Origin of the sequence: Streptomyces phaeoluteigriseus (assembly GCF_001896135.2) — a bacterium.
In the GTDB taxonomy this organism is placed as follows: Bacteria; Actinomycetota; Actinomycetes; order Streptomycetales; family Streptomycetaceae; genus Streptomyces; species Streptomyces phaeoluteigriseus.
In genome coordinates this window covers 640,085-654,459 of record NZ_MPOH02000015.1, presented here as the reverse complement: position 1 = coordinate 654,459, position 14,375 = coordinate 640,085, and the positions used below count along the sequence as shown (strand labels likewise).

Here is a 14,375-nt window from a genome sequence, read left to right as displayed (position 1 = left end):
CCCACAGCCGTCCGGTCCGCCCCCCACAGGAGGATCCGAGTTGCAGCACCGACGCATACCCAGGCGACGGGCCGTCATGACGGGAGCGGGCGTGGCCGCTCTCGTGGCCGCGGGAGTCACCTTCCAGACTGCGAACGCCAGCGAGACCCCCGACACCCCTGAGCCCCGGCTCCTCTCCGCCCTCGCGGCCGGAAAGCTCGGTTCGACGCTCGGCGAGGACCTCGGCGCCGACGCGGCCGGCGTCTACTACGACGCGCGGAGCAGGAGCCTCGTGGTGAACGTGCTCGACGAGGCCGCCGCGAAGACCGTCGAGGCGGCCGGCGCCCGGGCCAGACTCGTGGAGAACTCCCTCGCCGAGCTGACCAGCGCCCGTACGACGCTGAGGAAGGACGCGGCCATCCCGGGCACCGCCTGGGTGACGGACCCGACCGCCAACAAGGTCGTCGTCACCGCCGACCGCACGGTCTCCGCCGCCGAGTGGGCCGAACTCACCGAGGTCGTCGAGGGGCTCGGCGCCAAGGCGGAACTCCGGCGCGGCAAGGGGGAGTTCAAGCCCCTCGCGGCGGGCGGCGACGCGATCACCGGCGGCGGCGGGCGCTGCTCGCTCGGCTTCAACGTGGTCAGGGCGGGCGAGCCGTACTTCCTGACCGCCGGTCACTGCACCGAGTCAGTCTCCACCTGGTCGGACTCCTCCGGCGCCGAGATCGGCACCAACGAGACCTCCAGCTTCCCCGGCGACGACTACGGCCTGGTCAAGTACACGGCCGGGGTCGACCACCCGAGCGAGGTGAACCTCTACAACGGCTCCGCCCAGGCGATCAGTGGCGCCGCCGAGGCCACCGTCGGCATGAAGGTCACCCGCAGCGGCTCGACGACCCAGGTGCACGACGGCACGGTCACCGGCCTGGACGCCACCGTGAACTACGGCAACGGCGACATCGTCAACGGCCTCATCCAGACCGACGTCTGCGCCGAGCCCGGTGACAGCGGCGGCTCCCTCTTCTCGGGCAGCAGCGCGATCGGCCTCACCTCCGGCGGCAGCGGCGACTGCACCTCGGGCGGGGAGACGTTCTTCCAGCCGGTGACGGAGGCGCTGTCGGCGACGGGCACCCGGATCGGCTGACGGGCACCCGGATCGGCTGAGGCCTTGGCCTCGGTCTTCGGTCTTCGGCGCTCGGCCCTCGGCCACCAGGAGTCCCGCCCCGCGCGAGGGGCGGGACTCCCGCGTGTCGTGCAGAGGCGGGCTAGGCGGCGGCCCGCCGTGTGCGCAGTGCCGTCGCCAGCAGGGTGATCGCGGTTCCGGCGACCGCCCACGCCGACAGGACCAGCAGGGCGGCCGTGACGGCGTTGCCCTCGAAGTACGCGATCGAGCGTGCGGCCCAGGTTCCCGCGCCCGGCGGCAGGGCCGGGCCGATCGCCTGCCAGAAGGGCGGGAGCAGCGGGGGCGGGAGGGCGCCGCCCGCGCTCGGGTTGCCCAGGATCACCACGATCAGGATGACCAGGCCGATGCCGGCCAGTCCGAAGAGGGCCTGGCAGGCGAGCGTGGCCGCGCCGACGGCGAAGATGATCAGGGTGCCGAGCCCCCAGAGGGCCGGGAAGCTGCCGGGCAGCGCGCCCAGGACCGGCCCGACGATCAGGGCGCCGCCGAGTCCGCCGACGAGTGCGACGAGGACCATGGCGATGAGCCGGATGACCGCCCGTCTCGGCGTGGAACGGGCGGCGCCCGCGCTGATCGTCATGATCGAGGCGCAGAGGTAGCCGCCCACGCACCAGCCCACGGTCACATAGAAGGACGACAGGCCGTTGGCGTCGCCGGTGTCGGCCGGGGCCACGTCGACGGTCCGTACTGTGCGGCCCTCGGACTTCTCCACGCGGGTGGTGAGTGCCTCCAGGGTGGTGGCCAGCACCCGGCCGCCGCCGGTGGCGACCAGGAGGGTGTCGGTGGTGCCGGCTTGGTCGACGACCAGCGCGCCGTCGATCTTCCGGTCCAGGATCTGCTCGCGTGCCGTCGTCCGGTCGGCCACCGTGCGCGGATCCAGCGGCTTGCCCGGGAGCCGCTCCAGCCGGGTGACCGTCCGCTCGGCCGCCGGTCCTGGCGCGACGACGCCGAAGGGCACGTCCTTGGGCTTCGGGTCGTGCAACGCGCCCACGTAGGAGGCGATGAAGAGCAGGTGGAGGGCGAGCACGCCGATGACCAGCAGGGTGGCACGCGGGGTGACCGCGTCCTTCACCTCCGCGAGGAAGGAACGGTGGGGTTCGCCGACGGCCTGTGACATGCCCCCACCGTCCGGTGCCGGGGACGTTTGCGCAGGTGGGAGGCGTCCGAACGGATGTCGTACATACGTTCGGAATTTGGTCTATGGTGGGGGTGAGCAAGTTGGGAACAAACGTTCGAGAGCCTGTTTCCGGGAGGCACCCGGACCCGACGGGCTCGTTCGGACTCACGAGTGCGGGAGGTGCGTATGCCGGGTTTCCCGCATCTGCACACCGTCTCAGGGTTCTCCCTGCGCTACGGCGCCTCCCACCCGGAGCGGCTCGCCGAGCGGGCCTGCGAGCGGGGCATGGACGCCCTCGCCCTCACCGACCGCGACACCCTCGCCGGTACGGTCCGCTTCGCCAAGGCCTGCGCGAAGGCGGGCGTACGTCCGCTGTTCGGGGTGGACCTGGCGGTGGCCGCCCCCGAGCCGGTGCGCAAGGAGAGGCGCCGCACCCCGGTCCGCGGAGGCGCCTTCGTCGACGAGTCGACACCCCGTGTCACCTTCCTCGCCCGCGACGGCGCCCGGGGCTGGGCCGACCTGTGCCGCATCGTCAGCGCCGCCCACACCGCCCCGGACACCCCCCTGCTGACCTGGGAGGACAACCGCGGAGACGGTCTGACCGTACTGCTCGGACCCGCCTCCGACGTCGGCCGCGCCCTCGCCGCCGGCCGACCGGACCGCGCGGCCCGGCTGCTCGTCCCCTGGCGGGAGACCTATGGCGACGCCCTGCGCCTGGAGGCCGTCTGGCACGGCCGGACGGGCACCGGACCCGGCTCCCTGCGCCTCGCCGCCCGTACCGTGGAGTTCGCCGCCGAACAGCGGATCCGCCCGGTGCTCAGCAACGCCGTCCGGTACGCCGACCCCGGCCAGGGCCCGGTCGCCGACGTCCTGGACGCGGCCCGCCGTCTGGTGCCCGTCGACCCGGCCAAGGAACTGGACTCCGGCGAGGCCTGGCTGAAGGACCCGGACGCCATGCTGCGCGCCGCCGAGCGGGTCGTGGAGGCCGCGGGCTTCCGGCGGGACACCGCCCACCGACTGCTGGAGCAGACCCGGGCGGCAGCCGCCGAGTGCCTGGTCGACCCGGAGGACGACCTCGGCATCGGCACCGTCCACTTCCCCGAACCGCACCTCGTCGGCGCCGGCCGCCGCACCGCCCAGCGGACGCTGGCCTCGCGGGCGACGGCGGGAATGGTCCGGCGCGGCTACGGCGGGCGGCGCGACTACTGGGAGCGGATGCACCGCGAGCTGGACATCATCGCCCACCACGGCTTCGCCTCCTACTTCCTGACGGTCGCCCAGGTGGTGGACGACGTACGGGACATGGGCATCCGGGTCGCCGCGCGCGGCTCCGGCGCGGGCTCGCTGGTCAACCACCTCCTCGGCATCGCCCACGCCGACCCGGTCGAGCACGGGCTGCTGATGGAACGCTTCCTGTCCAGGGAACGGGTGGTGCTGCCCGACATCGACATCGACGTGGAGTCCGCGCGCCGGCTGGAGGTCTACCGCGCGATCATCGGCCGGTTCGGCACCGAGCGGGTCGCGACGGTCGCGATGCCGGAGACGTACCGGGTCCGGCACGCGATCCGGGACGTCGCGCGGCCCTGTCCATGGACCCCGCCGAGATCGACCGCGTCGCCAAGTCCTTCCCGCACATCCGGGCGCGGGACGCCCGCGCGGCCCTGGCGGAGTTGCCCGAGCTGAAGCCGCTCGCGGCGGAGCAGGAGAGGTACGGAAAGCTGTGGGAGCTGGTCGAGGCCCTCGACGCCCTCCCGCGCGGAGTCGCCATGCACCCCTGCGGGGTCCTGCTCTCCGACGCCTCCCTCCTCTCCCGTACGCCGGTCATGCCGACCAGTGGCGAGGGGTTCCCGATGGCGCAGTTCGACAAGGACGACGTCGAGGACCTCGGGCTGCTCAAACTGGACGTGCTCGGGGTGCGGATGCAGTCGGCGATGGCACACGCGGTCACGGAGGTGGAGCGCGCGACGGGGGAGCGGATCGACCTGGACGCGGTGCCCCCCGGCGACCCGGCGACGTACCGGCTCATCCGCTCCACCGAGACGCTGGGCTGCTTCCAGATCGAGTCGCCGGGGCAACGCGATCTGGTCGGACGGCTCCAGCCGGCCACCTTCCACGACCTGGTCGTCGACATCTCCCTGTTCCGTCCGGGGCCGGTCGCCGCCGACATGGTGCGGCCGTTCATCGAGGCGCGGCACGGGCGGGCGCCCGTCCGCTACCCGCACCCGGACCTGGCGGAACCGCTGAAGGGGACGTACGGGGTCGTCGTCTTCCACGAGCAGATCATCGACATCGTCTCGATCATGACCGGTTGCGGGCGCGGCGAGGCCGACCGGATCCGGCGGGGGCTGTCCGACCCGGAGTCGCAGGGGCGGATCAAGGTGTGGTTCGGGCAGCGGGCGGCGGAGAACGGCTATGACGCGGAAACGATCCGGCGGACCTGGGAGATCGTCGAGGCCTTCGGGTCCTACGGCTTCTGCAAGGCGCACGCGGTCGCCTTCGCCGTACCGACGTACCAGTCGGCCTGGCTGAAGGCGCACCACCCGGCCGCCTTCTACGCCGGGCTGCTCACGCACGACCCCGGGATGTACCCGAAGCGGCTGCTGCTGGCGGACGCGCGGCGGCGCGGGGTGCCGGTCCTGCCGTTGGACGTGAACCGGTCGGGCGTCGCCCACCGTATCGAACTGGTGTCTGAATCGGGGGCGTCGGCCCTCTGGGGGCTGCGGCTCGCCCTCTCCGATGTGCACGGCATCAGTGGGGCCGAGGCGAAGCGGATCGCGGACGGCCAGCCGTACGCCTCGCTGCTCGACTTCTGGGAACGGGCCCGGCCCAGCCGTCCGCTGGCGCAACGGCTCGCCCAGGTAGGTGCGTTGGACGCCTTCGGCGCCAACCGGCGTGACCTGCAACTGCATCTCACGGAGCTCCACCGGGGCTCGCGGGGCGGAGGCGGTGGCCAACTCCCCCTGGCGGGAGGCCGGAAGACCGCTCCCGCCGGGCTGCCCGACCTCTCCTCGGCGGAGCGGCTCAGCGCCGAGCTGGGGGTGCTGTCGATGGACGCCTCGCGCAATCTGATGGACGACCACCGGGAGTTCCTGAACGAGCTGGGCGTGGTGTCGGCGCGGCGGCTGCGCGAGACCCGGCACGGCGAGACGGTGCTGGTCGCGGGCGCCAAGGCGGCCACCCAGACCCCGCCGATCCGCTCCGGCAAGCGGGTCATCTTCTCCACCCTGGACGACGGCACCGGGCTGGTCGACCTCGCCTTCTTCGACGACTCCCACGACGCCTGCGCCCACACCGTCTTCCACTCCTGGCTGCTGCTGGTGCGCGGAGTGGTGCAGCGGCGCGGGCCGCGCAGCCTCAGCGTGGTGGGCGCCGCCGCCTGGAACCTCGCCGAACTCGTCGAACTCCGCGCCGAGGGAGGCCTCGACGAGGTCGCGGCACGGCTCGCGGAACCGCCGCCCGCACCGGAAGACCCGAAGAGAGCGGAAGGCCCGGACGGGCAGGGCGGCGATCCGGCCCACGGGCGGCGCATCCACCTGCCCACCGGCTATCAGATGCACCCGTGGGCGGATCTGCGCCCCGCGGGCCAGGAGGCCTCGCAAGGGCCTTCGACAGTGAGGAAGTTGTGGCACCAGAGTCCGGGGAGTGCGGGATGACCATCCTCTGCGTACGTTTCCAGCTGCCTCCGATGTACGAGGCCGCCCTGCCGGGGCTGCTCGACCTCCTGGAGGAGTTCACCCCCGTCGTCGAGGCGCTGCCACCGGACGGGGCGCTGATCGATGTGCGGGGCGCCGAGCGGTACTTCGGGCGCAGCGCGGTCGAGCTGGCGTCCGTGATCCGGGTGCGGTCGCTCGCCCTGCACGGGGTCGACTGCATGATCGGCGCCGGACCGGGCCCGATGCTGGCCCGCATGGCGCTGCGGGACGCCCGGCCCGGAGTGACCTGCGCCGTGACCGAGGACGGGGTACGGGAGTTCCTCGACGCGAAGCCCGTCGCCGCGCTCCCCGGCGTCGGCACCGCGACCGCCCGCACCCTGTGCGAGTACGGCCTCGACACCCTCGGCCGGGTCGCCGCCGCGCCGCTCGCCACCCTCCAGCGGCTGGTCGGCGCGAAGGCGGGCCGCGAACTCCACGAGAAGGCGAACGGCGTCGACCGCGGCCGGGTCGTCCCCAACGCCGTCTCCCACTTCCGGCTTCGCTCGAGCGGGGGGACCCCCCTCCTCGCCACCGATCGCCTCTTCGACCGGGACGAGTTGGATCCCCGACGGCACCGCAGGGCGCTGCTGTCGGCCGCCGAGGAACTGGGCTCCCGGCTGCGCGCCGTGGAGAAGGTCTGCCGCTCCCTCACCCTCACCGTCCGCTACGCCGACCGCTCCTCCACCACCCGCAGCCGCACCCTGGGGGAGCCGACCGCGCACTCGGCGGACCTGACGAGGACCGCGTACGGCCTGTACGAGGCCCTCGGCCTGCAACGCGCCCGCGTCCGCGCGATCGCCCTGCGCGCCGAGGGCCTCACCCCCGCCGAACAGGCCTCCCACCAGCTCACCTTCGATCCCGCCGACGAGAAGGCCCGCCGCGTCGAGGAGGTCGCCGACCGCGCGCGGGCGAAGTTCGGCCCGAGGGCGGTGATGCCGGGGGCGCTGGCGGCGTGAGGGGCACCACCCAGCTCTTGTACGGCGGAGGACCGCCCGCGACGACAAGGGCCGCGACCGGCCGGGCCGCCGCCGGAACTGGCACGCTCCGAGCTGCTCGCCGACGGGATCAGTTCGCCCACGGGGGCAGTTCGCCTACGGGATCAGTTCGCCCACGGGGGAGTGATCACGGTTCGTCGGCCAGTTCCGCCGTCAGGCCGACGGAGGTGGTGACCCAGGTGATCGCGGTGTGATCCGTCGGGTTCTCGACGCTCAGGGTCGACCCGGCGCCGACGATCACGGTGTCGCCCGTGCCGACCCGCTCGGTGCGGCCGTCGAGCGTGAGGACCAGCTCGCCGACGAGGACGTGGAGGATCTCCTCCCGGCTCACGGTGTGCGCGGGAGCCCGCGTCCCCGGCGGGATTTCACCCCGCCAGGCGGCCAGCTCCTTGCTGCCGGTGCGGGGAGCGGCGTACGAGACGAAGCGGGCGCCGTGGATCTCGTGGGTCACGGCGTCGGAGGAGCGGATGACCGGCATGGGTGCCTCCTGAGGATTTGGTCAAGCTGCTTGACTAGTTGGGCTGTGATGATGGTCAAGCAACTTGACCAATACGTCAAGGGTGTTTCAATGCAGGCGTGCAGAACTCCGAAGCCCTGGCCCTGACCGCCGCCCTGCTCGCCGCCGCCGGTGACCTCACGCAGCGCATCAACGACGGCGTTCAGGCCCGCGGGTTCGAGGGGCGGCCCGCCTACGGCTTCGCCTTCGCGCGGCTCGCCCCGGACGGCGCCACCGTCACCGAGCTGGCCGCGCACCTCGGGGTCACCAAGCAGGCGGCCAGTCAGCTCGTCGACGAGCTGGTCCGCAAGGGGTACGCCGAGCGGCGGGCGCATCCCGTGGACGCGCGGGCCCGGCTGGTCGTCCTCACCGAGCGTGGCCGGAAGTGCACCCGTGCCGCGGAGGAGGCCGCCGCCGACGCCGTACGGGCGTGGGTCGAGGTCCTCGGGGAGGGAGAGGTGCGCGTTCTCTGTGACCGTTTGGCGCGAATCGCCCCCTACGGCCCCCTCAGACCCACCTGGTGACCCTGTGTCATGTGCCCCGGTCGTCGCCGACTACCACTGGAAGTTTTTACCGACGCGTAACTTCACAGTTCAGCTACTCGCCCGTAACTTGACGAGTGAACAGCATCCTCGTGATCCGGATCACCAGGCGTAAGGCCGTCGAACCTCCCTTGAGCCGCAAGGAGATCGCACGATGCTGCCCTGGAAACGCCTGCTCAGACCGATCGCCGCCCTGTTGCTGGCGATCTCGGCCACTGTCGTCCCCGCCGCGACCGCCGCCCACGCCACCACCGCCGCCGCCACGAGCAGTGGCTGGAACGACTACGACTGCAAGCCCTCCGCCGCGCACCCCCGCCCCGTCGTCCTCGTCCACGGCACCCTCGGCAACTCCGTCGACAACTGGCTGGGTCTCGCGCCCTATCTGAAGCACCGCGGGTACTGCGTCTTCTCCCTCGACTACGGCCAGTTGCCCGGAGTCCCCTTCTTCCACGCCCTCGGGCCCATCGAGAGGTCGGCGGAGCAACTGTCCGCCTACGTCGACAGGGTGCTCGCCGCGACCGGCGCCACCAAGGCCGATCTCGTCGGCCACTCGCAGGGCGGCATGATGCCCCGCTACTACCTCAAGTTCCTCGGCGGAGCCGCCAAGGTGAACGCCCTCGTCGGCATCGCCCCCAACAACCACGGCACCACCCTCGCCGGGCTCACCAACCTGCTGCCCTTCTTCCCCGGCGCCGAGGACCTCCTCACCGCCGCCACCCCCGCCCTCGCCCAGCAGGTCGTCGGCTCCGACTTCATGACGAAGCTGAACGAGGGTGGCGACACCGTCCCCGGCGTCCGCTACACGGTCATCGCGACCCGCTACGACGAGGTGGTGACACCGCATCGGACGCAGTACCTGAGCGGGGCGAACGTCAGGAACATCCTCATCCAGGACCTCTGCCCGCTCGACCTCTCCGAGCACGCTCTGCTCGGACTCACCGACCGGATCGCCTTCCACGAGGTGGCCAACGCGCTCGACCCGGCCCGCGCCACCGCCACCACCTGCGCCTCCGTCTTCAGCTGACGGAGGCGGTTGTGCCGGGGCCTGTCCGGCCTGAGCCGCCGGTCAGGCCCCGGAGTCCGTCGGGGTCAGTGACCGCCCCGGCCACCGCCCACCGCGCGCCGCCGCACCGACGCGAACAGCAGGCCCGCACCCAGCGCCAGTACGGCCGCACCGCCGACCGCGAGATACGGCGTGCTGCCGTCGCCGCCGGTCTCGGCGAGGCTCTCACCGGCCCCGGCCGCCTTCGGCTCGTTGGCCTCGGCGGGGGCCGGGCCCTTCGTGGCCTCCGACGTCGGGTCCGTCGTGGTGGCGGGGTCGTCGTCGCCGTGACCGTGGTGCTCGACCGTCGACCTGTCGGCACCGTCCTCGATCTGCTCCTCGGACGGCGCGGAGGCGGACGGGACGGACGGCGAGGACGGCGAGGACGGCGAGGACGGCGAGGAGGGCACCGGGGCGGAGCCGCCGGCCGAACCGCTCTCCGCCCCGCCGAAGGTGACGTCCGAGCAGGAGTAGAACGCCTCCGGGCTGTCCGAGCGCTGCCACACCGCGTACAGCACATGCCGCCCCGAACGCTCGGGCAGCGCCCCGGAGAACGAGTAGAAGCCGCCTGCCGCGACCGGGTCGGTGACCGTCGCCACCGGCTGCTCCAGATCCAGGTCGGACCAGGCCAGCGGCTGCGCCGGGTCGTAACCGGGCTTGGTGACGTACACCTTGAAGGTGCCCTTGTGCGGCGCGGTCACCCGGTACTTGAAGGTGTACGACCCGCCGCGCACGCTCGTCGCCGGCCAGTCCGCGCGCGTCAGGTCGAGCCCCTTGAACGCGGCGTTGTTCGCGCTGCACAGCTTGCCGTCCGGGATCAGCTCCTGGTGCCGGCCGCCGGCGTCACCGATGCGGATGCCGTTCCAGTCGTACAGCGCCTGCGTCCCGCCCGCCGCGACCGCGGCCTTGCAGGCGTCCGACTCCGGGCTCTCGGGGCCCTCCGCGAAGCACTGGGCGACACGACTGACCGGGTCGCCCATCGAGCCGTGTGCGGCCGCGGGGTTCGCGGACAGCGCGGTCAGGGCCAGCGGGGTCAGGCCCAGGGCGGCGACGGCGGCGGCCTTGCGGCGTGCGGGCATGGGGAATCTCCTCGGAACCGGTGCTGATGTGTGCCGGAACCAAGAAACCCCGAAAACGCCTGCCGGAGACCGCCTCCGGCGATCTTTAGGGTCCCCTTAAGGACGTGCTGAGACGGGGATCAGGTAGCTAACGTGCGCGGCATGACCAGCGACGAGATCCGGCCCGCGACAGAGGCCGACGTACCGGCCGTGAAGAGCGTGACCGATGCCGCGTACCGGCACTACATCGAGCGCATCGGCGTCGTGCCGCAGCCCATGGAGGCGGATCACGCCGTGGACGTGACGGCCGGGAAGGTGTTCGTCACGGGCGATCCCGTCGTCGGCCTGGTGGTGGTCGAGGAGTTCCGGGACTCCGTGGTGGACGAGGTCCCGAGTCATCTGCTGCTCGACAGCATCGCCGTGCACCCCGACGCCCATGGCACGGGCGTGGGGCGGCGGCTGCTGCGCTTCGTCGAGGCACGCGCGCGTGCGCTCGGCCTGCGCGAGGTCAGGCTCTATACGAACGCGCTGATGTGGGAGAACCAGCGGATCTACGCCAAGTACGGCTACGAGGTCGTGGAACGCCGGGTCGACGGACCCTACGACCGCGTCCACTACCGCAGACGGCTCGGCTGACCGGGGCCGTGGGCGGGCCTCACCCCTCCGGCCACCAGGTGCGGGCGATGTCCTTGCGCACCTCGGGACGCCCGGCGGGACGCTCGTCGGTCTCTTCACGGACCCGGCGGGATTCCGTCTTCTTCAGGGGCTTCTGCACGGTCGTACGGCGCATGGCTGCCTCCTTCAGGTTCCACCGAGTTCCGCGTTCTCACGGAGGTAGACCCGTTCAGGGAGAGTTCCTCATCGACACCCGTTCTGTCAGTGGCGGCTGTCACGATTCGGTTGTCAGTGGTGGGTGTCACTCTTGCGGGTATGACGAACCACCGTGACGGAACGACTCCGGTGCGTGTCGACTGGGACGCGCGGGCCGCCTCCTTCGACGAGGAACCGGACCACGGGCTGCGCGACCCCGACGTGCGCGCGGCCTGGGCGGACCGGCTGCGCGACTGGCTTCCGGACCGGCCCGGTGACCTGCTCGACCTGGGCTGCGGCACCGGCAGCCTGTCGCTCCTCGCCGCCGAGGGCGGACACCGCGTCACCGGCGTCGATCTCTCCCCGGCGATGGTCGACCGGGCCCGCACCAAACCCGCCGGACGTCACGCGGTGTTCCTCGTCGGTGACGCGGCGGCACCCCCGGTGGGGGAGGAGCGCTTCGACACCGTGCTAGTACGGCATGTGCTGTGGACCCTGCCCGACCCCGGCCGCGCCCTGCGGCACTGGCGCGACCTGCTGCGCCCCGGAGGCCGGCTCGTCCTCGTCGAGGGCGTGTGGGGCACCGTCAGCCCCGTCGGCATACCGGCGGACCGGCTCACCGCCCTGCTGACCCCGCTCGCCGGGCACACGCGCGTGGAGCGGCTGTCGGACGACCCGCGGCTGTGGGGCGAAGAGGTGGCGGACGAGCGGTACGCGGTGGTGGCGACGGTCTGAGGGACCGCCCGGGGGTGAGCCCGCCGGCCGGTCCGTTCACTCACTCCAGCAGGGCCTCCAGTCCGCCCTCGACGGTGGCGATCACCTCCAGCTCGTCGAGCGCGGTCACCGCGGCGGCCGCCGCCCCCGGGTCCCGCTCGGCCAGCCCGCTCTCCGCGAACTCGTCCTCGTCCAGCCGCCGTACGTCGCCGCCGTCGGCGGAGCGCCACAGGTCCAGGTCGAGATCCTCGACGACCAGCTCGGTGCCGGTGAGCGTCGCCGGGCGGGTGATGTCGCAGTACCAGCCCTTCAGCGCGCCGGACGCGCCCCGGACCTCCTTCACGGAGTACCAGCGGTCGCGCCAGTAGTACTCCGTGAAGACGTCACCGGGCTCGAACCGCACGAAGCCGAAGTCCCGTACGCCCTCGCCCGCCCAGGGGGCGCGGACGGCGATCCTGGTGCCGTCGTCGGCGAGCAGCTCGGCGGGGTAACGGATCTTCGTCCGGCCGCCCTTGACGAGGACGACGTCCACGAGCCGGGCGGGGTCAGCCGATTGCACGGGCATAGCGCACCTCTGTCGCACAGATCTCGTAGCCGAACCACTTGTTCACGGCGAGCATCGGGCCGTTGCCCGTGTCGTTGCCGGTGAACGCCTCCCGGTACCCCGCGGCGCGGGCGCGGTGCAGCGAGGCGTTCTTGGCGAGTTTGGCCAGGCCCCGGCCGCGGTGGGCGCGGGCCGTGCCGGTCATGCCCGTGGTGTAGCGGGTCACGCCGTCCGTGCGGGCCGCGGTGAACGCGGCGGGACGGCCGTCGACGACGGCGACCGTGGTGAGGCCCAGGTCGAGCAGCGGGTGCCGCCAGGTCTCCTCCAGCCACGCCTCGTAGTCGGTGAACTCGGCGTCGAGGTCGCTGGGTTCGTCCGCGGTCGCCTCGGCGTCCAGCGCGAACAAGGGGCGGGGGTCGTCGGCGAAGTCGGCGGCGGTGCGCAGTTCGACGCCGGGCGGCGGGTCCTGGAGCGGCGGCAGCGTGCCGTTCACCAGGTCCAGGCGGAGGAAGTGGGCGGAGCGGCTCGCCCGGTAGCCGCGCCGTTCGGCGAAGCCGCGGTTGTCCGGCTCGTCCAGGACCCAGGCCAGCACCCGTGTCGCCCCGTGCGCGGCCAGGTGTTCCTCGCCCACGCGGGCCAGCAGCGATCCGGTCCCGCGGCGCAGGCGCCCGGGATCCACGTACACGTTGACGAAGCCCTGGCCGGGCTCCGGGCTGTCATGGGCGAGGCCCACCTGGGCCGTGCCGACGATCTCGCCGTCCGCCTCGGCGAGGAGCTGCCGGAAGCGGGCGTCGGGGTGGGTGCGGGTGAGGTCGTGGACCACGGACTCCGGGGTGAACACCATGAAGGGCAGGGCGGCTCGCCGTACCCGGACGAAGCCCTCGACGTCCGACGGCACCTCGGGGCGCAGATCGCGCACGATGACGGTCATGCGGCGCACGTTATGCGTCCGGCCCGCCGGGATGCCTCCCATTATCCGGTGGGTGCGGGACAATCGGGCGGTGACCTTGAAGATCGACATCGTTGAGGGCGTCGCGCCTTACGAACAGGTGAGGGCGCAGATCGCCGAGCAGGCCCGGTCGGGAACGCTGCCCGTGGGCTACCGGCTGCCCACCGTGCGGGGGCTGGCCGAGTCACTGGGCCTGGCGGCGAACACGGTCGCCAAGGCCTACCGGGCGCTGGAGACGGACGGCGTGATCGAGACCCGCGGGCGCAACGGCACGTTCGTCGCCGCCGCGGGCTCGGCGGCGGAGCGGGAACTCGCCGCCGCCGCGCAGGCCTACGCGGAGCGCGCCCGACGGCTGGGCCTGGACGAGGAACAGGCCCTGGCAGCGGTCCGGGACGCCCTACGGGCAGCCAACGGCTGACCACCACACGCGACCGCACCGGCCCGACCGACCACCGCGACCCGGCGTCCCCCACTCCTCAGCCCGCCGTCACCGCGACCGCCCGCGTCGGGCTCAGGCCCGCCCGGTCCGCGAGTCCGGCGAACAGGACCGCGTTCTCCACCGCCGCGCCGCCGGGGTCGTTGTTGAAGTAGGCGTACACGTCGGCGTCGGCCGGCCAGGTCGTGGCGATGCGGTCGATCCAGGTCTCCAGCGCGCGTCTGCCGTAGTGCGGCCAGGGCTGGGCGCGGCCCTGGTGGAAGCGGACGTAGCCCCAGTCCGTGGTCCGCCACAGCGGGGTCACCGGGCGGGAGCGGGCGTCGGCCCAGCACAGGGCGGCGCCCCGGCGCTCCAGGACCGTGCGGACCCGCGCGGTCCACCAGGAGTCGTGGCGGGGTTCGACGGCGACCCGGGTCCCGGAGGGGAAGCGGGCGAGGCAGGTGTCCAGCAGGTCCGGGTCGGCGCGCAGGGTCGGCGGCAGCTGGAGCAGGACCGGGCCGAGACGGTCGCCGAGCCCGGCCGCGTGGCTCATCAGGCGCTGCACCGGCTCCTCGGGCTCCCGGAGCCGCTTGATGTGCGTGAGGTAGCGGCTCGCCTTGACCGCGACGACGAAGTCCGGCGGGACCCGCTCGGCCCAGGACGTGAAGGTCTCCCGCGAGGGCAGCCGGTAGAACGCGTTGTTGATCTCGACGGTGGCGAAGTGCGCCGTGTACTCCTCCAGCCACCGCCGCACGGGCACGTCGGCCGGGTACAGGACGCCCCTCCAGTCCTTGTACTGCCAGCCCGACGTGCCGACGAACAGGGTCATGCCTCCATCAAAG

The 14,375-nt window shown here is 72.8% G+C and carries 13 protein-coding genes and 2 pseudogenes; 8 read left to right on the top strand and 7 right to left on the bottom strand.

Features of this window, described 5'->3' with window-relative positions:
- Window positions 1-40 precede the first annotated feature (40 nt).
- Window positions 41-1,123, top strand: a complete 1,083-nt coding sequence (locus tag BM536_RS20860) for a S1 family peptidase (RefSeq protein WP_073494583.1) — start codon at window positions 41-43, stop codon at window positions 1,121-1,123.
- 121 nt (window positions 1,124-1,244) lie between these two features.
- Here the strand turns inward: BM536_RS20860 and BM536_RS20855 are convergent, their stop codons facing one another.
- Window positions 1,245-2,276, bottom strand: coding sequence for an ABC transporter permease (locus BM536_RS20855; protein ID WP_073494582.1), 1,032 nt, complete (start codon window positions 2,274-2,276; stop codon window positions 1,245-1,247).
- A 186-nt stretch (window positions 2,277-2,462) separates the two neighbouring features.
- Between BM536_RS20855 and BM536_RS20850 the strand changes: the two are divergent.
- Window positions 2,463-5,929, top strand: a pseudogene (locus BM536_RS20850) (DNA polymerase III subunit alpha).
- Entirely contained in the window at window positions 5,926-6,924 is a 999-nt protein-coding gene (locus BM536_RS20845) for a DNA polymerase Y family protein (RefSeq protein ID WP_073494579.1), read from the top strand. Before BM536_RS20850 ends, BM536_RS20845 begins: the two are co-directional and overlap by 4 nt.
- A gap of 143 nt (window positions 6,925-7,067) precedes the next feature.
- Here the strand turns inward: BM536_RS20845 and BM536_RS20840 are convergent.
- Window positions 7,068-7,441: pseudogene (locus tag BM536_RS20840) on the bottom strand (cupin domain-containing protein).
- A 98-nt stretch (window positions 7,442-7,539) separates the two neighbouring features.
- Here BM536_RS20840 and BM536_RS20835 point away from each other — a divergent pair.
- Both BM536_RS20835 and BM536_RS20830 read left to right on the top strand, forming a co-directional pair.
- Window positions 7,540-7,983 (top strand): MarR family winged helix-turn-helix transcriptional regulator, encoded by a 444-nt coding sequence (locus BM536_RS20835; RefSeq protein WP_073494577.1) that lies wholly within the window; start codon window positions 7,540-7,542, stop codon window positions 7,981-7,983.
- A 172-nt stretch (window positions 7,984-8,155) separates the two neighbouring features.
- A complete protein-coding gene (locus tag BM536_RS20830) occupies window positions 8,156-9,025 on the top strand; it encodes an esterase/lipase family protein (RefSeq protein ID WP_073494575.1) in 870 nt (289 codons plus the stop codon).
- Window positions 9,026-9,090: 65 nt separating this feature from the next.
- Here BM536_RS20830 and BM536_RS20825 read toward each other — a convergent pair whose 3' ends face one another.
- Window positions 9,091-10,122 carry a lytic polysaccharide monooxygenase auxiliary activity family 9 protein gene (locus BM536_RS20825; RefSeq protein WP_094103321.1) on the bottom strand — a complete coding sequence of 344 codons (1,032 nt, stop codon included), beginning with the start codon at window positions 10,120-10,122 and terminating at the stop codon, window positions 9,091-9,093.
- A 141-nt stretch (window positions 10,123-10,263) separates the two neighbouring features.
- On the opposite strand from BM536_RS20825, the gene BM536_RS20820 reads away from it, so the two are divergent.
- Window positions 10,264-10,737 carry a GNAT family N-acetyltransferase gene (locus tag BM536_RS20820; RefSeq protein ID WP_073494599.1) on the top strand — a complete coding sequence of 158 codons (474 nt, stop codon included), beginning with the start codon at window positions 10,264-10,266 and terminating at the stop codon, window positions 10,735-10,737.
- 19 nt (window positions 10,738-10,756) lie between these two features.
- Here BM536_RS20820 and BM536_RS44005 read toward each other — a convergent pair whose 3' ends face one another.
- A complete protein-coding gene (locus BM536_RS44005; protein ID WP_094103320.1) occupies window positions 10,757-10,891 on the bottom strand; it encodes a hypothetical protein in 135 nt (44 codons plus the stop codon).
- 140 nt (window positions 10,892-11,031) lie between these two features.
- Here BM536_RS44005 and BM536_RS20810 point away from each other — a divergent pair, with 140 nt between their 5' ends.
- Window positions 11,032-11,646, top strand: coding sequence for a class I SAM-dependent methyltransferase (locus BM536_RS20810; RefSeq protein WP_094103319.1), 615 nt, complete (start codon window positions 11,032-11,034; stop codon window positions 11,644-11,646).
- 40 nt (window positions 11,647-11,686) lie between these two features.
- Here BM536_RS20810 and BM536_RS20805 read toward each other — a convergent pair whose 3' ends face one another.
- Together BM536_RS20805 and BM536_RS20800 are read right to left on the bottom strand one after the other, a co-directional pair.
- Window positions 11,687-12,190, bottom strand: coding sequence for a ribonuclease FAU-1 family protein (locus tag BM536_RS20805; protein WP_073494573.1), 504 nt, complete (start codon window positions 12,188-12,190; stop codon window positions 11,687-11,689).
- The gene (locus BM536_RS20800; RefSeq protein ID WP_073494571.1) at window positions 12,171-13,100 is read right to left on the bottom strand and encodes a GNAT family N-acetyltransferase; all 930 of its coding nucleotides are present in this window, start codon (window positions 13,098-13,100) and stop codon (window positions 12,171-12,173) included. Before BM536_RS20800 ends, BM536_RS20805 begins: the two co-directional genes overlap by 20 nt.
- A 70-nt stretch (window positions 13,101-13,170) precedes the next feature.
- Between BM536_RS20800 and BM536_RS20795 the strand changes: the two genes are divergently transcribed.
- Window positions 13,171-13,536, top strand: a complete 366-nt coding sequence (locus tag BM536_RS20795) for a GntR family transcriptional regulator (RefSeq protein WP_170109938.1) — start codon at window positions 13,171-13,173, stop codon at window positions 13,534-13,536.
- Between the two features lie 58 nt (window positions 13,537-13,594).
- Here the strand turns inward: BM536_RS20795 and BM536_RS20790 are convergent, their stop codons facing one another.
- A complete protein-coding gene (locus BM536_RS20790; protein WP_094103318.1) occupies window positions 13,595-14,362 on the bottom strand; it encodes a DUF72 domain-containing protein in 768 nt (255 codons plus the stop codon).
- Window positions 14,363-14,375 lie beyond the last annotated feature (13 nt).

What these genes read in the sequence shown, in the direction of transcription:
- BM536_RS20855 (WP_073494582.1), bottom strand. Translation starts at nt 2,276, where the DNA reads ATGTCACAGGCCGTCGGCGAACCCCACCGTTCCTTCCTCGCGGAGGTG.
- BM536_RS20845 (WP_073494579.1), top strand. Translation starts at nt 5,926, where the DNA reads ATGACCATCCTCTGCGTACGTTTCCAGCTGCCTCCGATGTACGAGGCC.
- BM536_RS20830 (WP_073494575.1), top strand. Translation starts at nt 8,156, where the DNA reads ATGCTGCCCTGGAAACGCCTGCTCAGACCGATCGCCGCCCTGTTGCTG.
- BM536_RS20825 (WP_094103321.1), bottom strand. Translation starts at nt 10,122, where the DNA reads ATGCCCGCACGCCGCAAGGCCGCCGCCGTCGCCGCCCTGGGCCTGACC.
- BM536_RS20820 (WP_073494599.1), top strand. Translation starts at nt 10,264, where the DNA reads ATGACCAGCGACGAGATCCGGCCCGCGACAGAGGCCGACGTACCGGCC.
- BM536_RS44005 (WP_094103320.1), bottom strand. Translation starts at nt 10,891, where the DNA reads ATGCGCCGTACGACCGTGCAGAAGCCCCTGAAGAAGACGGAATCCCGC.
- BM536_RS20810 (WP_094103319.1), top strand. Translation starts at nt 11,032, where the DNA reads ATGACGAACCACCGTGACGGAACGACTCCGGTGCGTGTCGACTGGGAC.
- BM536_RS20805 (WP_073494573.1), bottom strand. Translation starts at nt 12,190, where the DNA reads ATGCCCGTGCAATCGGCTGACCCCGCCCGGCTCGTGGACGTCGTCCTC.
- BM536_RS20800 (WP_073494571.1), bottom strand. Translation starts at nt 13,100, where the DNA reads ATGACCGTCATCGTGCGCGATCTGCGCCCCGAGGTGCCGTCGGACGTC.
- BM536_RS20790 (WP_094103318.1), bottom strand. Translation starts at nt 14,362, where the DNA reads ATGACCCTGTTCGTCGGCACGTCGGGCTGGCAGTACAAGGACTGGAGG.